The organism is Flavitalea plasmicola, from assembly GCF_030546645.1.
Lineage (GTDB): Bacteria > Bacteroidota > Bacteroidia > Chitinophagales > Chitinophagaceae > Puia.
Genome location: NZ_JAUOTO010000002.1, coordinates 135450 through 151164, shown reverse-complemented (window position 1 = coordinate 151164; position 15715 = coordinate 135450). Strand labels below are relative to the sequence as shown.

Annotated in this window: 17 protein-coding genes; 8 read left to right on the top strand and 9 right to left on the bottom strand. The window is 54.3% G+C overall.

Features of this window, described 5'->3' with window-relative positions; genetic code table 11:
* Nucleotides 1–24 precede the first annotated feature (24 nt).
* Nucleotides 25–903 (bottom strand): oxidoreductase, encoded by an 879-nt coding sequence (locus Q4E93_RS06080; protein WP_303583443.1) that lies wholly within the window; start codon nucleotides 901–903, stop codon nucleotides 25–27.
* A 125-nt stretch (nucleotides 904–1028) separates the two neighbouring features.
* Between Q4E93_RS06080 and Q4E93_RS06075 the strand changes: the two genes are divergently transcribed.
* The 5 genes from Q4E93_RS06075 to Q4E93_RS06055 all read left to right on the top strand — a co-directional run bounded on the left by Q4E93_RS06075 (nucleotide 1029) and on the right by Q4E93_RS06055 (nucleotide 6062).
* Nucleotides 1029–1565: a CAP domain-containing protein gene (locus Q4E93_RS06075; protein ID WP_303583441.1), complete on the top strand. Its 537-nt coding sequence runs from the start codon at nucleotides 1029–1031 to the stop codon at nucleotides 1563–1565.
* 42 nt (nucleotides 1566–1607) lie between these two features.
* Nucleotides 1608–2372, top strand: a complete 765-nt coding sequence (locus Q4E93_RS06070; protein ID WP_303583440.1) for an ABC transporter ATP-binding protein — start codon at nucleotides 1608–1610, stop codon at nucleotides 2370–2372.
* 24 nt (nucleotides 2373–2396) lie between these two features.
* Nucleotides 2397–2933: a YfiT family bacillithiol transferase gene (locus Q4E93_RS06065; RefSeq protein ID WP_303583437.1), complete on the top strand. Its 537-nt coding sequence runs from the start codon at nucleotides 2397–2399 to the stop codon at nucleotides 2931–2933.
* A gap of 5 nt (nucleotides 2934–2938) precedes the next feature.
* Nucleotides 2939–3496 carry an NUDIX hydrolase gene (locus Q4E93_RS06060; RefSeq protein WP_303583434.1) on the top strand — a complete coding sequence of 186 codons (558 nt, stop codon included), beginning with the start codon at nucleotides 2939–2941 and terminating at the stop codon, nucleotides 3494–3496.
* Nucleotides 3497–3665: 169 nt separating this feature from the next.
* Nucleotides 3666–6062, top strand: a complete 2397-nt coding sequence (locus Q4E93_RS06055; RefSeq protein WP_303583432.1) for an ABC transporter permease — start codon at nucleotides 3666–3668, stop codon at nucleotides 6060–6062.
* A gap of 19 nt (nucleotides 6063–6081) precedes the next feature.
* Here the strand turns inward: Q4E93_RS06055 and Q4E93_RS06050 are convergent, their stop codons facing one another.
* Both Q4E93_RS06050 and Q4E93_RS06045 read right to left on the bottom strand, forming a co-directional pair.
* Complete coding sequence (locus Q4E93_RS06050) at nucleotides 6082–7368, bottom strand: bifunctional folylpolyglutamate synthase/dihydrofolate synthase (protein ID WP_303583431.1); 1287 nt, start codon at nucleotides 7366–7368, stop codon at nucleotides 6082–6084.
* A gap of 25 nt (nucleotides 7369–7393) precedes the next feature.
* Complete coding sequence (locus Q4E93_RS06045) at nucleotides 7394–8287, bottom strand: hypothetical protein (protein ID WP_303583429.1); 894 nt, start codon at nucleotides 8285–8287, stop codon at nucleotides 7394–7396.
* Between the two features lie 212 nt (nucleotides 8288–8499).
* Between Q4E93_RS06045 and Q4E93_RS06040 the strand changes: the two genes are divergently transcribed.
* Nucleotides 8500–8955: a YbhB/YbcL family Raf kinase inhibitor-like protein gene (locus tag Q4E93_RS06040; RefSeq protein WP_303583428.1), complete on the top strand. Its 456-nt coding sequence runs from the start codon at nucleotides 8500–8502 to the stop codon at nucleotides 8953–8955.
* Nucleotides 8956–9003: 48 nt separating this feature from the next.
* Here the strand turns inward: Q4E93_RS06040 and Q4E93_RS06035 are convergent, their stop codons facing one another.
* The 6 genes from Q4E93_RS06035 to Q4E93_RS06010 all read right to left on the bottom strand — a co-directional run bounded on the left by Q4E93_RS06035 (nucleotide 9004) and on the right by Q4E93_RS06010 (nucleotide 13585).
* Nucleotides 9004–9180 (bottom strand): hypothetical protein, encoded by a 177-nt coding sequence (locus tag Q4E93_RS06035; RefSeq protein ID WP_303583426.1) that lies wholly within the window; start codon nucleotides 9178–9180, stop codon nucleotides 9004–9006.
* 108 nt (nucleotides 9181–9288) lie between these two features.
* Nucleotides 9289–9945: an SDR family NAD(P)-dependent oxidoreductase gene (locus Q4E93_RS06030; protein WP_303583424.1), complete on the bottom strand. Its 657-nt coding sequence runs from the start codon at nucleotides 9943–9945 to the stop codon at nucleotides 9289–9291.
* A gap of 58 nt (nucleotides 9946–10003) precedes the next feature.
* Nucleotides 10004–11320, bottom strand: a complete 1317-nt coding sequence (locus Q4E93_RS06025) for a radical SAM family protein (protein ID WP_303583421.1) — start codon at nucleotides 11318–11320, stop codon at nucleotides 10004–10006.
* Nucleotides 11293–11892, bottom strand: a complete 600-nt coding sequence (locus Q4E93_RS06020) for a hypothetical protein (protein ID WP_303583419.1) — start codon at nucleotides 11890–11892, stop codon at nucleotides 11293–11295. The genes Q4E93_RS06025 and Q4E93_RS06020 overlap by 28 nt, the downstream gene beginning before the upstream one ends.
* Before the next feature lie 60 nt (nucleotides 11893–11952).
* Nucleotides 11953–12540 carry a hypothetical protein gene (locus Q4E93_RS06015; protein WP_303583417.1) on the bottom strand — a complete coding sequence of 196 codons (588 nt, stop codon included), beginning with the start codon at nucleotides 12538–12540 and terminating at the stop codon, nucleotides 11953–11955.
* Nucleotide 12541: 1 nt separating this feature from the next.
* A complete protein-coding gene (locus Q4E93_RS06010) occupies nucleotides 12542–13585 on the bottom strand; it encodes an agmatinase family protein (protein WP_303583415.1) in 1044 nt (347 codons plus the stop codon).
* Nucleotides 13586–13830: 245 nt separating this feature from the next.
* Between Q4E93_RS06010 and Q4E93_RS06005 the strand changes: the two genes are divergently transcribed.
* Together Q4E93_RS06005 and fabF are read left to right on the top strand one after the other, a co-directional pair.
* Nucleotides 13831–14397, top strand: a complete 567-nt coding sequence (locus tag Q4E93_RS06005) for a TetR/AcrR family transcriptional regulator (RefSeq protein WP_303583413.1) — start codon at nucleotides 13831–13833, stop codon at nucleotides 14395–14397.
* A gap of 3 nt (nucleotides 14398–14400) precedes the next feature.
* On the top strand, nucleotides 14401–15660 hold the full coding sequence (gene fabF, locus Q4E93_RS06000) for a beta-ketoacyl-ACP synthase II (RefSeq protein ID WP_303583411.1): 1260 nt from the start codon (nucleotides 14401–14403) through the stop codon (nucleotides 15658–15660).
* Nucleotides 15661–15715 lie beyond the last annotated feature (55 nt).

The following is a 15715-nucleotide window of genomic DNA, read 5'->3' as shown; positions in this document are numbered from 1 at the left end:
CCGACGCCCACCCCCGCCCGGCATTTATCTATAGCTTTTCCCAAAGCCCGTCGACAGGAATTTTTCCGCATCGGCATCGTCCGCATCCGTGGACAAGCTCACCGGCGTCCACTTTGCCAGCTCCTCATCCCGTATGGCATTGGCCTTTTCCAAAATGGCGATGGCCTCGCTCCCCAGCACCAGGTGCACAGGGGGCTGCGCTTCGTCCGCCAACGCTACCATCACCTTTGCCGCCTTGTCCGGATCTCCCACCGGAATATAGGTGCCGCCCTGGAAAAGAGCGATTCTCTTCCCCACCGTCTCCTCATAGCCTTCCACTGCCGGCGCATAGCTCATGGACGCCCCGGCCCAATCGGTCCTGAATCCTCCTGGCTCAACGCAGGTCACCCGTATGCCCAATGGCGCCACCTCTTTCGCCAGCGCTTCGCTGAATCCGCCAAGGCCAAACTTGGCCGCCTGGTACATCGTCAGTCCCGCATTACCGACCCGGCCGCCGACAGAGCTGATCTGCATGATGAACCCCGAACGCTGCCGGCGCATATAGGGCAGCACGGCCCGCGTCACTTCGATGGGTGCATATAAATTGGTGTCCAGCTGACTGCGGAACTGCTCATCCGTATAGGCTTCCGCCGCCCCGATAACGCCAAAGCCGGCATTGTTCACCAGCACGTCGATCCGGCCAAAATGTTTCACGGTGTCCGCCACTGACTTATACACCGCTGCGCGGTCCGTCACATCCAGCTCCACCGCCAACAGCTGATCCTTGTACTTCGCCGCCAGATCGTCCAGCTGCTGCGGCTTCCGGGCCGTCGCCGCCACTTTATCCCCTGCTGCCAGCACCGCTTCCGTAAGACTCCGCCCCAGTCCCCTGGAACTGCCCGTTATAAACCAAACCTTTGCCATAAAATTCAAGTTTATTATGCCTCAACAACAGCCGTGCCACCGATTTGGTTGTCATTTATTACCTTCCATTTAACCAACATTGGCGCTATATTTGACTACTCTAAGGCACCATAATTCCTAAAAAAATGAAGCTATCCGTCCTGCTTTGCCGTTTTTGCGGCATGACCCTGATGCTGCCCCTGCTTTCCCTTGCCAACCCTGCGTTTGCCAACACCGCGCCTGCCTACTCCCCACCTGCCAACACCGCCCTGTCATCACACCATCCATCGCATATCCAGACATCTGCCGCCTCCATGTCTTCCGACATCCTGCGCTACGTCAACGACCACCGCCGCTCCATCGGACTCAAATCCCTTCAGGCCAACTCCTTCATCTCCTCCGTTGCGCTTGAACATAGCCGCAACATGCTCTCGGGGAAGACCCGCTTCGGACATGACGGATTGCGGCAGCGTATCGAACGCATCGGCAATCGCCTGGGACCTGTCCGCATCGGCGCGGAGAACGTCGCCTCAGGCCCTATGAGCGCCCGCGAAGTGGTAAATGGATGGCTGCATAGCCCCGGGCATCGCAAGAATATCGAAGGTGACTTCAAGCTCACCGGCATCGGGCTGGCGACGCGGCGCGACGGGGTGATCTATTTTACGCAGATATTCGTGCGTTGATGATCTCAGGCAGCGCATACATATTTTTCGTATTTTCACATCATGAAGGGAACGATCATTTCCGTCAAAGACCTCTGGAAAAAATATGGTGATTTCGAAGCCGTAAAAGGCATCAGCTTCGACGTGCGGGAAGGAGAGGTCTTTGGCCTGCTGGGACCTAATGGCGCCGGAAAATCCACTACGCTGGAGATCATCGAAACCCTCCGGGATAAGACCTCCGGCACCGTCATCGTCGACGGATTCCACCTGGACAAGGATCCGGGAGAAATAAAAAAGATCATCGGCGTACAGCTGCAGACCTCCGGCTATTATCCGGGGCTCAACCTGTCGGAGCTGCTGGAGCTGTTCGGCGGCCTCTACAATCGCAGGGTCCGTCCGGCTGACCTGCTGGACGCCGTCAATCTCCGTGACAAAGCCAAAGCAAAGTACAAAGACCTCAGCGGCGGCCAGAAACAACGGTTCTCCATCGCTACCACGCTGATCAACCAACCCAGGATCATCTTCCTGGACGAACCCACCACAGGCCTCGACCCACAGGCCAGACGCAATCTGTGGGAGTTGATCAGGAACATCAGGGACAAAGGCGCCACCATCATCATCACCACCCACTACATGGAAGAAGCAGAGGTCCTGTGCGACAGGGTAGCCATCGTGGATGCAGGAAAGATCATCGCCCTGGACTCCCCGGACAAATTGATCGACAAGCTGGTCGCCACCGGGTTCGAGCGACCGAAAGAAGTCAAAAAAGCCAACCTGGAAGATGTTTTCATCAACCTCACGGGACATGCGCTCCGGGAACAAAATTAGCAAACCACAATTAAACCATCCACCATGAGCCAGTTAACCACCGACCTTCGTTACCCCATCGGCAAGTATGAGCCGCAGCCATTCTCGGAAAAATTGAAGGAAGATTGGCTGAATGATATCAAATTCCTGCCGCAATTGCTGGAGAATGCGATCCTCAACCTGGATGAGTCGCAGCTGCAGACCCCCTACCGAGAAGGTGGATGGACCATACAGCAGGTAGTGCACCACGTGGCCGACAGCCATATGAATGGCTATATCCGGCACAAGCTGGGCCTCACTGAAGACAATCCCACCATCAAGCCATACGAAGAAAAACTTTGGGCCGATATGGCCGACGTGGAGAACATACCCGTGAATATTTCCATCACCTTGCTATATGCCCTGCATACCCGTTGGCATTCCGCAATCAGCGATCTCACCCTCCAGGATTGGCAACGGAAAGTAATGCATCCTGAGCACAATAAGGAGATGACCCTCTGGTACCTTTTAGGCAACTATGCCTGGCATGGCAAACATCACGTGGCCCATATCACCTCCTTACGCGAACGAAACGAGTGGTAAAAATTATGCAAGACCTTAGCTGGAAAACACTTTCCTCCGAATACCTGTACAAAGACACCTGGTTCACCATCCGAAAAGAAACTGCCCAGCGGCAGGACGGACAGATCGTCACTCCTTATTACGTATACGAATTCCCTACCTGGGTCACCGCCCTGGCCCTGACGGAAGATGGGAAGGTCGTTATGGAAAGACAATACCGCCATGCCCTGGCCGAAACCAATTACGAGATCCCCGGCGGCTGCGTAGACGACACCGACCCGGACCTGGAAGCCGCCATCCGGCGCGAGCTTTTGGAAGAGACAGGCTATAGCTTCGAAAAATACGAATACCTGGGAAAGACCTCTTCCAATCCCTCCACCAACAACAACTGGATGCATATCTACCTGGCCACCGGAGGACGAAAGGTGCAGGCGCAGCACCTGGATCAAAATGAAGAGATCGAGATCTATCTTTTCACCATCGATGAGCTCAAACAGCTGCTGCGTGAGAATAAGATCATCCAGAGCATGCACGTCACAGCCATCTTTTACGGACTGGCGAGACTGGGGGAGTTGAAGTATTGATCTATTCTTTCAGATTCACTTTCTCAATTTTCTTTATTTAGTTTAACCGTACACAAAATGTATCACAACCGCACACTTCTACGATAGTGTTCGTACATTAATGCCTGACCGTCAAACCCATACAAATCCGGCATTCATTTAGCTCTTAAAAAAACAAAACCTACCATGCATGCTCAAACATTACATCCGGCTGGCCATCCGCCACCTCTCCAAACAAAAGCTCCTCACGTCGATCAATATCGTCGGTCTCTCCCTGGGGCTTGCCTGCTGCACACTCTTCATACTGTACGCGGTCAGCGAACTCAGTTATGACAGCTGGCACGCCCATGCCGACAGGCTGTACAGGGTCAACGAGGTGTTCATGCGCGACGACATCGAGCAAGGCATGGCAGGCCTCTACGTCCCCCTGGGACCCGCTATAAAAAAAGAATTCCCCGACGTGGAGAACTTCGTACGCATCAGTATGCCGGACGATCAGGTGATCCGTGTCGACGGACAGCTCACCCGCATACCGGTGGGATACGCCGACCCGCAACTCTTCGACCTTTTCTCATTCCCGCTGGTAAAAGGCAATCCCGCCACCGTCCTGAAAGAACCGCATTCCCTCGTCCTGACGAAGGATCGTGCCCTCCAGCTTTTCGGCAGCCTCGATATTACAGGACGAACACTGGAGATAAAAAAGGACAGCACATACATACCTTATACCGTCACAGGCATCATGGAGAACATTCCCGCCAACTCTTCCCTGCATTTCGATGCCCTGGGCAGCTATGAGCTCCTGATGACAGGCGAGAGAAAGAATGCCGCCAATGACTGGCATGCCACCTTCGGCGACGAGACCTATGTGTTATTGAGAGAAGGCAGCAAATTGCCCGCCGACCCGCAAAGACTATTGAAATTCCGTCATAAATACTATCCGGACGAAAAGGATGCAAAAACCAGCTTCGGCCTGCAATCCATAAAAGAATTACATACCAATTCCCGCATCGATGCCGGTCCCCCGGGCACGACCACTGACCCGAAGAATATCTGGATACTGCTGGCCATTGCCGGTGGCATCGTACTGATCGCCTCCATCAATTTCACTACCCTGGCGATCGCAAGGTCGGCAGGAAGGGCCCGGGAAGTGGGCGTAAGGAAGGTCATCGGTGGCGGAAAGGGTCAGCTGATCCTCCAGTTTCTCACCGAGTCGGTATTGCTCACGATCGTGTCGGCCTTACTGGGGCTGTTGCTGGCCTATGCGCTGTTGCCATTTTTCAACCATCTCTCGGGGAAGGAGCTGTCGCTCTCCTTCGGGCGATGGCCGCAGCTGGGATGGATGCTGGCCGGGCTGATATTACTGGTAGGACTGATGGCTGGAAGCTATCCGGCGCTGGTGTTGTCAGGGTTCAACGCGGTGGAGGTCTTAAAAAATAAGATCAGGCTGGGCGGTGAGAATTTTTTCACTCGAAGCCTGGTGACCTTTCAGTTCGTGTTGTCCATAGGGCTGATCATCGCCACCTTCATCATCCTGCGGCAGGTGAATTATATGCGCGGCAAGGACCTCGGGCTCATAAAAGAGAATACCATTGTCGTCAACTCGGCCGATGCCGATGGAAAAAAGATCTACCCGCTTTTTACCCAGGCCCTCCAAAAAAATAAAGAGATCCTGGGCATCGGCGCTTCGCAGATAGGGCTGGGCGAGGGGCAGGGACAGATGGGGGGAGGATATGACTTCAATGGGAAGAGTGGGGGCGCCATCGAATATCCCGTGGATACGGCGTTCATAAAGGTCTTGGGCATACGCATGCTCGCCGGGCGTAATTTCAGCGCCAGCAGGGGAATGGACACTGCCGGGGCCGTCATCGTGAACGAAACCCTTGCAGGAAATGAATTAGGGCTCACGCCCGCCGAAGCCGTAGGCAAGCAGTTCAGGACCTTCAAAGGCAATCAATATAAGACGATCATCGGGGTAGTGAAGGATTTCAACTTCGAGAAACTGGATCGCCATGTACGTGCGCAGCTCTTCTTTATGCCGGCCGACCTCCGGCCGGAAAGGATCTTCGTTCGCATACAGGCCGGTGACCCTACGGCTGCCATCGCCGCCATGGCGGCCGCCTGGAAGTCCGCCGTACCCGATCTGCCGTTCCGCTATAGCTTCCTGGACGAAGACCTGGACCGCTGGTACAAGGCGGAGGCGCGTTGGCGGGACATCATCGGCTGGGCAGGGGGTATTTCTATCTTCCTGGCTTGCCTGGGCCTGTTTGGACTGGCCGCGCTGACGGCCGTCAACAGGATAAAGGAGATCGGTATCCGGAAAGTGCTGGGCGCTTCCATCCTGGAGATCGTACAGCTGCTGACGGGTGGCTTTCTCCGGCTGGTGTTGCTGGCTTCCGTAATAGCATCGCTCCTGGCCTGGTATTTCATGAACAAATGGCTGCAGCAGTTCGCCTATCGCATCGATATAGGATGGTGGGTATTTGGCGCCACGGCCGTGGCGGCGCTGGGTATAGCTGCGCTGACCATTGGCGTGCAGGCCTTCAGGGCGGCAAGGGCCAATCCCGTAAAAAATTTGAGGACAGAATAGCCGGCTTCAAAAAGGGAGCTCACACCTCTCCCACGACAAAGACACTGCCACAGACGACGACCAGGTCCCGGGCCTTTGCTTGGGACCGGGCTGCTTTCAGGGCCTCGGCGACAGTAGGGTAAGTATTGCCTTCCAGTCCATATCGCCGGGCCTGTTCCGCCAGCTTCTCTTCCGGCAGGGCCCTTGGGATATCCGCGCGGGTGAAATAATAACGTGCGGCACGGGGAAGCAGGGCCAGCGCCCGCTGGATGTCCTTGTCGCCCACCATGCCCAGGACGATGTACAGCGCTTCATGATCGGTGACCTCTATCTGCTGCACCAGCTGCCGCATGCCATCCTCATTGTGCGCAACATCCAGTACGACGTCAGGATGTTCGTGTATCAGCTCCCAGCGTCCATGGAGTCCCGTTAGCTTCTTCACATGCTGCAATCCCTGAAGGACGGCCGCCTGCTCCAGTTTCCAGCCCCGCAGGCGTAATACGTGCACGGCTTCCAGCACTGTCAGCAGGTTCTTTGTCTGGTAGATGCCGGGCAGGTCCAGCTGGTAAAATTCCTTGTCATCCGCAAGGGGGCTGGCGGCAACCTCCGCCACCAGGTGATGCCGTTGATAATTCCAGTCATAGACGGATCGTTGCTGATCCGCAAACGTAAGCGCCGCCTGTGCTTCGGCAGCCTTTTTTTCGAACACGGGAGCCGTCTCGGGGTGATGCTCGCCCACGACAACAGGAATGCCCTGCTTGATAATGCCAGCCTTCTCAAAGGCTATCAGCGGCAAGGTCTCTCCCAGCATGTTCATATGATCATACCCGATATTCGTGATGACGGACAGTTCCGGAATAATGATATTGGTGCTGTCCAGCCTGCCGCCCAGCCCTACTTCCACGATGGCGATATCCACTTGCTCCACGGCAAAATATTCAAAGGCCATGGCCACCGTCATTTCAAAGAAAGAAGGATCCATGGTCTCGGACAGCGGACGGATACGCTGTACAAAGTCTACGACAAACGCTTCTCGGATCATCTGTCCGTTCACTTTTATCCTTTCCCTGAAATCTTTCAGATGAGGTGAAGTATAGAGGCCCGTCTTATAGCCCGCCGATTGGAAGATCGCGGCCAGCATATGACTGGTGGACCCTTTCCCGTTGGTGCCTGCCACATGTATGGAAGGGAAGCGCCGCTCCGGCCTGCCAAGGAACTCGCTCAGTGCGATGGTATTGGTAAGATCGCTCCGGTAGGCCGCCGCGCCGACCCGGCTGAACAGCGGTAGCCGGGTAAAAAGATAGGCTAATGTTTGCTGGTAGTCCATAATAGGACGCAAAGATACGGGGAGCTTAATTATGCACCTTAAAGTTGAAGACAAGCGTACCCACGGATTCATCCGCGCCGCCATTAAATTTCACCTGCCTGGCTTTACGGATGGCGATGGCCTTCATGGAAGCATCTGAGGTCGTGGAGCCACGGGGCTGATAGGAAGCGTCCGTTACATTACCGTTCCCGTCTACATGAATATCGACAGCCACTTTTGCATTTTCATTAAAGTCATCGGTAAAGGATGGCAATCCGGTGATATGGCGTCCATTAAGCCCCCTCGAAATCGCAACGCCTGAATTGCCCCTTCCCCCGCCCGTGTAATTATTGGAATTGGGATTGCCGCCCGGAGCGCCCTGGTCGCCGTGACCGCCCGCAATACCCTGGTTACTGCCCGGCTTATAATCGTCGGCGTCGTTGCCACCCGTACCCGTGCCATTGATGCCATGCATCTGCGCTTTAGGCTTTGGCTTCGGTGGCGTAGGCATAGTCTCCGGCTGCTTAACAGGCCTGGCCGGCGTCTTTACCACTTCCTTATCGGGGATCTTTGTTGCATTGGGTTTGGTCACCACCGCCTTTTTGACCACAGGGGCCTCTTCTTTATCGTTATCATTCGTCTCCACATCCTTGGCTGGTTCCTTTTCTACCACCGCCTGTTTGGGTGGCGTATATTTTTCATGGTCGTCCGCGGACGGCTTGCCCGGAAGATAGGGCTGATCCGTTCCCAGTCCCTGATCGCTGTTGCCCAGGTTAACCTCGATCCCTTCCTCAACGGTAGGAGGAACTTGCACCGGCAGGGTCCAGCTGATGGCAAAAAAAAGGATCACCAGTAGGATGCAGATCCCCAGGGTATATCCCGAAGCTTTGATATTCTTCTGTGATTCGAAATTATCGGCCATATTGCTGTGGTTCTGCATACGAAAATACACTATTCCCTAATAACTTAATAACGTATCAAATTACAGGCTAATTGCCGCAGCAATCTTACATAAAATGTTAATATTCTGACCTTCCTGGGCGGGATGGGACAAAAGCTCCCCATTGTCCTGAAGTTTCCCCGGCGGCTATTCCGGCAGGGTCATAGGCCACCGGGCATATTTTTTTAGGCTATGGGATAAAATGCATTCTTATGGCTACCATCACCGACACAGACTTGCGGATCCTGAGTCCCGCATTCAGGAATGGAGAGGACATTCCATCGAAATACACCTGCGATGGGGAAAATGTGAATCCTTCTTTTGAAATAAAAGGGTTCCCCCGGCAAACCGGGTCCCTGGCGATCATCATGGAAGATCCTGACACGGGCCATGGCGTATTCGATCATTGGCTGGTGTGGAATATACGGCCGGATGAAGCCATTCAAGAGAATGATGTTCCCGGCGTTTACGGTCGCAACAGTTTTGGAAATAATGGCTATGGAGGTCCTTGCCCCCCCAAGGGCAAGCATCGGTATTTTTTTCATGTCTATGCGCTCGATGACGAACTAAACCTTCCCCCGGGCTCCTCCAAAAAAGATATGCTGGATGCCATGCAAGGGCATATACTGGCACGGGCAGACCTGATGGGGTTATATCAGAAAAAATAACTAATGCCGGGGGAATTGTCATTGATGGTGCTCCCCTCGCCGGCTCACCTATGATCTTTTCTTATATCTGATGGGATAATGCACATCATAAGCCATTTCGTATCCGGCATTCGATATGACGGCCAGCCTTTTTGCACGCTTTCTTTTGGTCAGGAGATAGATGGTGGCTGCGCCGGCTACAAGGGTCGTGACAGTTGCTAAGGCGATAAGTTGCTTTTTATTCATATAGTGCGCTTTTATGGTACCACTATTACAATCAAAATGCCAAAAAACTCATCCAATCCTATGATATACAAAATCCGGCATCCATTTAGCCAGCTTGGCCACCAACCACTAGCGACGCGTAATGTAGGCCCTCCACTTTTTCTTGCGCAGCGCCTCCGCGATCTGGTGGGCGGCTTTCTCCGGCGAGGCCACCCAGAACTTCCCTTCCCCCTTGGCCATTTTCGTATCCACGAACCCTGGCTGTATGTCGGAAACATAAATGGGCCAGCCCGCTTTTTTCGCCTTCATATAGAGCCCCTCGAAATAAACGCTCTGGAAGGCCTTGCTGGCACTATACGCCGGCGCCTGGCTATTACCCCGGATACTGGCAATGGAAGAAGTGGTAGCCAGCTGTCCCCCCCCATGGGCCACGAAATATTGAAAGGTATAATGGACGATGCTGATAAAGCCGTTGACATTGATCTCGACGGTCTGCCTGTCGATCTCCCAATCCAGCGCATCGCTGACATCGCCATAGCCGGCATTGTAGATCAGTAGGTCCAGTCCGCCCAGCTTCCGGATCAGGGATTGCACATGCGTGATGCTCTGCGGGGTCGTAACGTCAAAACATTCCGTCACGATATGATTGGGAAACTCCAGCTGCAGGGAATACAACAGGTCCTGCCGGCGGCCCGAGACACCTACCAGGTTTCCTTCGCCCGCATAGATCCGCGCGAGTTCCCTTCCGATACCGGAAGTGGCGCCGATGATGATGATCTTTTGCATACCGGGACAATATAGGGATTCTGGCTGATCCCGGTGGTGTAATATATCTCCGCGCTGTTTAATGGGCGAAATCAGCCTCAAATCGACCCTTGATCCGCTCCATGGGAGGATTGAAATATCCGAATTTCACCTGGGGGAATTCTTCCCTGATCAGTTCCATCAGCTGTTTGATCCCCAGGAACTCACCGGTCTCCGAGACGCCGATACGGCCCATATACCAGTCGGGATCGATGTTGAAATTCCGCCATTGGATCATGGTGAGGTCCGTTTCACGGATGAGCTTGCGGAGCGCCTCGTACTCCTCCACACTGTCCGTCATGCCCGGGAAAGCGAAATAGTTGATGGAAGCCCAGCCGCCAAAGCTGCGGACCACCTTCAGGCTTTCCACGATGTCTTCAAAACGATAGTTATTGGGACGATAGTAGGCCTCATAAATGGAAGCCCGGGCGGAATTCGTGCTTACGCGGATGGAGTCCAGCCCCGCCTCACACAAGGCGCGCACTGCGGCCGGCTTGCTGCCATTCGTATTGATATTGATGCTGCCCCGGTCAGTATGCTTCCGCATTTCAAGGATGGAAGCCCGGATGGTCTCCCACATCAGCAGCGGTTCGCCTTCGCAACCCTGCCCAAAGCTGACAATGGGATAGGGGGCCGTCTGGAGGTGAGGGACCGTGAATTCCACGATCTCCTCCGCCGTAGGCTTAAAGGTCAGCCTGTCCTGCGTGGATACGATGGATTCTTCCTGGGGCTGGAAGGAGATACAGCCGATACAGTTGGCATTGCAGGCAGGTGAGCTGGGCACGGGGCATTCCCACCGTCCCATGAAATAGTTCCGGGCAGCCGGGCAATGATAGGTCAGCGCACAGTTATTGGCCAGGTGGTTGATAAGCCTGTTCTGTGGATAGGCTTTGAGGATATGCTCCACGCCGCTGTTGATCACATCCCAGTCATAACCCGCACAGTCCTGCCGGATGTCCTGCTCGATCCGGACAGCGGGGACGTAAAATACGCCATCCTGCCAGGCAGCCGCCGTATAGCAGAACAAGGGCAGGGTAGGAGCGTCCTTTTCCGTCTCATAAGCTGCCAGATAGAGTCCCGTATGCGCCGGAGGAATAAAGGCGGCCACCGCCCATCCCTTTTCGCAAAGACGCATCGCTCCCGTCTCCACATCGATGCCGATGCCTTTCCTGCCGGGCAGCTCATAAAGCGAGCCGCCCTCCGGCAATTCTATCCAATCCTCCTCCGGGACGGGCAGGGCATCCCATCCACTGCGGCCCGTGGCGTATAAGCTCGTGTCTTCAAATATGTTCCCCTTCCCGTCGGAATAAAGAATGTAAGGCGATTTTTTCAGCATTTTCCTAAGTAATGCCTGCAAAATTCGTGAATTTGTTCCAGTTCAGCGAATGTTAGATTTTTCTGCAGGGGAAAGTCCAGTTCCTGGCGGTCGGCAGTGCTGATGCGGATCGAGTCGTAACAGGCTTCTATATCATTGATATGCGTCCACAGGAAGAAGCGGCTTTCCGGCATTCCGGGGACGGTGATGCCGATATGGTGCAGGGACAGCAGCGCCTGTCTGCGCAGGCCCCTTTCACAGTAGAACAGGTAGCTATAGGCAACGCTCAACGAAAGATGGACGATGGCTGTCAGCCAGTTGCCTGCCAGCAGCATGATCAGGCCGATGCCCAGGAAGAAAATGATCTCCACCAGCCGGAAAAAAAGATTCACCCTCGGCTGGAGCAGCAGGTCCTGGCCGGCCATCACGAGTATGAAAATGTCCAGGGAGATCAGCAGTTGGCACCAGAAATAGAGCGGAGGAGACTCCTGGCGGTGGAAATGACTAAGGGCGTGGGTCAGGATAAGTAGGCCGGCGGCGGCATGCAGCCACCTCCCGGAATGTCTTAATTTCTCATGCGTTGGATGGACGACAGGGAGTGATATCGAATCCATGCGGCAGTATTTATCATAGGATGCGGCAAGCGGGACTTTCCATAAGGAAATCCGGAGAACTTATAGCCGCGCCGCATCCTGCAGTCGGGCCTGACAGTAGTCGTTAAATTCTTTTTCCTCCACGTCGTCATCGTCCCCCTCCTCATCCACCACCTCTTTTTGCAGGAGCCGGTTGTTTGAAAAGTCCATGGTAAGCAAGCCGTCCCGTAGAACGATATTAGTGAAATCCGACCAGTCATACTGCCGGCGTATCAATGAATTGATCACTACCCGGTCGCTATCAAACCCGATCTCCAGGGGCCGTTTGGTCTGATATTCCAAAAAAGCCAGCACCACGAACAATCCCGCCAGCCAGGGCAGCACGGGCATGGCCAGCCACCCCAGCGTCGCCAGCAGCAGCAGGTAACGATAACGGATGCGCGCACGCCCCGCCTTTCTGTTCGCCAGGTTGAAGATCACGCCGGCCAGCAGGACCACGGCGATCCCTCCCAGGAAATAGCTCTGCCCGCCGGCATTGCCGGAATTCAATACGGGGACAGCCGCGGAATACAGGAATAAAATGGAGGATAAAAGACAAAGCAAAAAGCTCAGCACGTCGGTGGTACGCTCGCTTTCTCGTTTTAAAATGACCACATACTGGTAATGCATGTTAGGGATTGCTTGCTACCAGCAAGTTACAAAGTTTCCATAAAATGCGTGCGCCCACATTGGCATCCCAATCCGTTTCGCCGACGCCGATCTCATCCAGGTCGAAGCCGATGAATTTGCGACCGCTCTGGACGATCTTTTTGATAAGATAGAAGATCTGCTCCGTTTCAAATCCTCCCTGCACTGGCGTGCCGGTGTGCGGACATAATTTAGGGTCCAGTCCGTCGATGTCGAAGCTGATATATACTTTATCGGGAAGATGCGATACGATCTCGTCGGCGATCTGTTTCCAGCTTTGCCCCTCGAACGTACGCTCCTTGATGTCCTTGTCGAAATAGGTGATGACCTGGTAATCGCTGTTGCGGATATAATCCCACTCCTCCTGGCAAAAGTCCCTTACGCCCACCTGCACCAGCCGCTTCAGTTGCGGGATCTCCTGCAATGCGTTATACATGATGCTGGCGTGGCTGTACACGAAATTCTCATACGACTTGCGAAGGTCGCAGTGCGCATCCACCTGCAGGATACCGAAATCGCCGTATTTTTCTGCAATCGCCTTGAAATATCCCAGGGGCGTGCTGTGATCGCCTCCCAGTAAAGCCACCAGCTTGCCATTCTCCAGCAAGGTGCGGGTCTGCTCATACACCCACTTGACCATATTGGCGCTGCCCTCGTTGATCTCTTTCAGGGATTTGCACATAAAGCTGTTCTTCTCCAGGATCTCCCCTTTTGAAGTGTAGTCGATATAAAGCTCGGCTTCCTTACGCAAATAATCGCTCTTCATCAATACTTTCCTGTCCGGCTGCCGCATGAAGAACCCTTTCTTCCAGGCATCCCCTGTCTCAATATCCAAAAGGTCCACCTGCATGCTGGCCTGGAAAACATGCTCCGCCGCCCTGGCCGTGCCCGCGCCATAGCTGACGGTCACCTCCCAGGGAACGGGTAAGATCACTAATCGGGCATCCTCTTCAGAAGTGGGGAGCCCAAAAATGTTGTTCTTGGGATTGCTGGCTCCGTTTGCATCAAAATGCGATAGATCTGTCATGGTCGTAGAGTCTGTTTACAGAAACGCAGCGCAAGTTAGTACAGTATTAGATATACTCAAAATATGTGCAGAAAAAGAATGTTTAAACGCCGAATGGCCGGCCGTAACCGAGCAAAAGCGAAGGTCTCCATCATAGGCCCCGTCCAGGACGCTTCAGCGTCCGTAAGCGGAGCAACCACTAAAACTTATCTTCTTTACAAAACCCCTTGCTTCCTTACTAATTAGTAAGTATCTTGCACCCGCAAATGAGCACCCGCGAAAATATCATCGGCCTGGCGGAAGACCTCATCCGCACCAGGGGCTACAACGCCTTCAGCTATGGGGATATCTCCGCTGTCCTGCACATTCGCAATGCAGCCATCCACTACCATTTTCCCTCCAAGACAGACCTTGGCATCAGCGTGGTAGACAGGGAATTGGAAAAGATTGCCCATAGCCGGGCAGAATGCTTTACCTTGCCGGCCGACCAGCAGCTGAGAAATGTGGTAGAGTTCTTTTATGCATCCGGCCGGAAAGGATGGATCTGCCTGAACGGCTCCCTGACCCCCGATTATCTCACCCTACCTGAGCCCCTGCAAAAGAAGGTGGAGACCATGTGCCGGACCATACTCGAGTGGATGACGGAATGCCTGGAAAAAGGTCGAAAGGAAGGTTGCATGCGGTTCGAAGGCGCGGCCGCCGACAGGGCGCTCCTGGTAATGTCAGCCTTGCTGTCATCATTGTTGCTGTCACGCGTATTAGGGAGGGAAATATTTGACAGGACGGTCGGCCAGCTATTGAAGGACATCGAATTAAAATCTTTAAATCAATAGATCATGAAACGAGTAGTTGTTACAGGTATGGGCGCTATCACCCCGCTGGGGAACGATCCTGCCTCTTTCTGGGAGCAATTGAAGGCAGGCGCCAGCGGCGCGGGTCCGATCACCCATTTCAATTCAGCTGCTTTCAGGACCCATTTTGCCTGCGAGGTGAAGAACTTCGACCCCACGGGCGCGCTGGACCGTAACGAGATCAAACGTACAGACTTGTTCACCCAATATGCGCTGGCTTCAGCCAGCCAGGCCATCAAAGATTCCGGCCTGGACTTCAGTAAAATGGACCCCTTCGACACCGGCGTCATCTGGGGCAGCGGTCAGGGCGGTATGGCGACCTTCGAAGAACAGGTGAGGGAATACGCCACGGGCCCGACTACTCCCACAGGCGAGCTCCAACCCCGTTTCAGCCCCTTTTTCGTACCCAAGCTCATTGCCAATATGGCTTCCGGCATGATCTCCATCAAATACGGACTGATGGGCATCAACTATACCACCGTGTCTGCCTGCAGCACTTCCAATACGGCCTTTATGGACGCACTCAACTATATCCGGCTGGGCAAAGCTAAGGTCATTATCTCGGGCGGCTCCGAAGCGCCTGTGACAGAGGCTTCCATCGGTGGCTTCAATGCCATGAAAGCCCTCTCCACCCGCAATGATGATCCCACCGGCGCCTCCCGTCCTTTTGATGCTAGCCGCGACGGCTTTGTTATGGGCGAAGGGGCAGGGGCCCTGGTCCTGGAAGAATATGAGCATGCCCGGGCAAGGGGAGCGCACATTTACGCCGAACTGGGCGGCGCGGCCATGACCGCCGACGCCTATCACATGACTTCCACCCACCCGGAAGGGGCAGGGGCCCGGCGGGCCATGGAAGACGCCCTGAAAGATGCGGAAGTGAACAAAGAACAGGTGGACTATCTCAACGCACATGCGACTTCCACTCCCGTGGGCGATCTCAGCGAGATCAACGCCATCACGCGCCTGTTCGGACAGGCGCCAAAAGGACTGATCATCAGCGCCACCAAATCCATGACAGGCCACCTGCTGGGCGCCGCGGGCGCCATCGAGGCCATTGCCAGTATCCTCAGCATAAGGGACGGCGTAATTCCTCCTACCATCAATACAAAAGAGGTGGATCCGGCCATTCCGCGCAGTCTTAACATTTTATTGGGAGAAGCCATCGATCATCCCGTAAAAGTAGCCATGAGCAATACTTTTGGGTTCGGGGGACACAATGGCATCGTCGTATTTAAAAAGATATGACCTGCAGTTCATCCCAATCTCTTTATATTATTATCGATTCCTGACGTAATTTTAC

What these genes read in the sequence shown, in the direction of transcription:
- Q4E93_RS06080 (WP_303583443.1), bottom strand. Translation starts at nt 903, where the DNA reads ATGGCAAAGGTTTGGTTTATAACGGGCAGTTCCAGGGGACTGGGGCGG.
- Q4E93_RS06075 (WP_303583441.1), top strand. Translation starts at nt 1,029, where the DNA reads ATGAAGCTATCCGTCCTGCTTTGCCGTTTTTGCGGCATGACCCTGATG.
- Q4E93_RS06070 (WP_303583440.1), top strand. Translation starts at nt 1,608, where the DNA reads ATGAAGGGAACGATCATTTCCGTCAAAGACCTCTGGAAAAAATATGGT.
- Q4E93_RS06065 (WP_303583437.1), top strand. Translation starts at nt 2,397, where the DNA reads ATGAGCCAGTTAACCACCGACCTTCGTTACCCCATCGGCAAGTATGAG.
- Q4E93_RS06060 (WP_303583434.1), top strand. Translation starts at nt 2,939, where the DNA reads ATGCAAGACCTTAGCTGGAAAACACTTTCCTCCGAATACCTGTACAAA.
- Q4E93_RS06055 (WP_303583432.1), top strand. Translation starts at nt 3,666, where the DNA reads ATGCTCAAACATTACATCCGGCTGGCCATCCGCCACCTCTCCAAACAA.
- Q4E93_RS06050 (WP_303583431.1), bottom strand. Translation starts at nt 7,368, where the DNA reads ATGGACTACCAGCAAACATTAGCCTATCTTTTTACCCGGCTACCGCTG.
- Q4E93_RS06045 (WP_303583429.1), bottom strand. Translation starts at nt 8,287, where the DNA reads ATGCAGAACCACAGCAATATGGCCGATAATTTCGAATCACAGAAGAAT.
- Q4E93_RS06040 (WP_303583428.1), top strand. Translation starts at nt 8,500, where the DNA reads ATGGCTACCATCACCGACACAGACTTGCGGATCCTGAGTCCCGCATTC.
- Q4E93_RS06035 (WP_303583426.1), bottom strand. Translation starts at nt 9,180, where the DNA reads ATGAATAAAAAGCAACTTATCGCCTTAGCAACTGTCACGACCCTTGTA.
- Q4E93_RS06030 (WP_303583424.1), bottom strand. Translation starts at nt 9,945, where the DNA reads ATGCAAAAGATCATCATCATCGGCGCCACTTCCGGTATCGGAAGGGAA.
- Q4E93_RS06020 (WP_303583419.1), bottom strand. Translation starts at nt 11,892, where the DNA reads ATGGATTCGATATCACTCCCTGTCGTCCATCCAACGCATGAGAAATTA.
- Q4E93_RS06015 (WP_303583417.1), bottom strand. Translation starts at nt 12,540, where the DNA reads ATGCATTACCAGTATGTGGTCATTTTAAAACGAGAAAGCGAGCGTACC.
- Q4E93_RS06010 (WP_303583415.1), bottom strand. Translation starts at nt 13,585, where the DNA reads ATGACAGATCTATCGCATTTTGATGCAAACGGAGCCAGCAATCCCAAG.
- Q4E93_RS06005 (WP_303583413.1), top strand. Translation starts at nt 13,831, where the DNA reads ATGAGCACCCGCGAAAATATCATCGGCCTGGCGGAAGACCTCATCCGC.
- fabF (WP_303583411.1), top strand. Translation starts at nt 14,401, where the DNA reads ATGAAACGAGTAGTTGTTACAGGTATGGGCGCTATCACCCCGCTGGGG.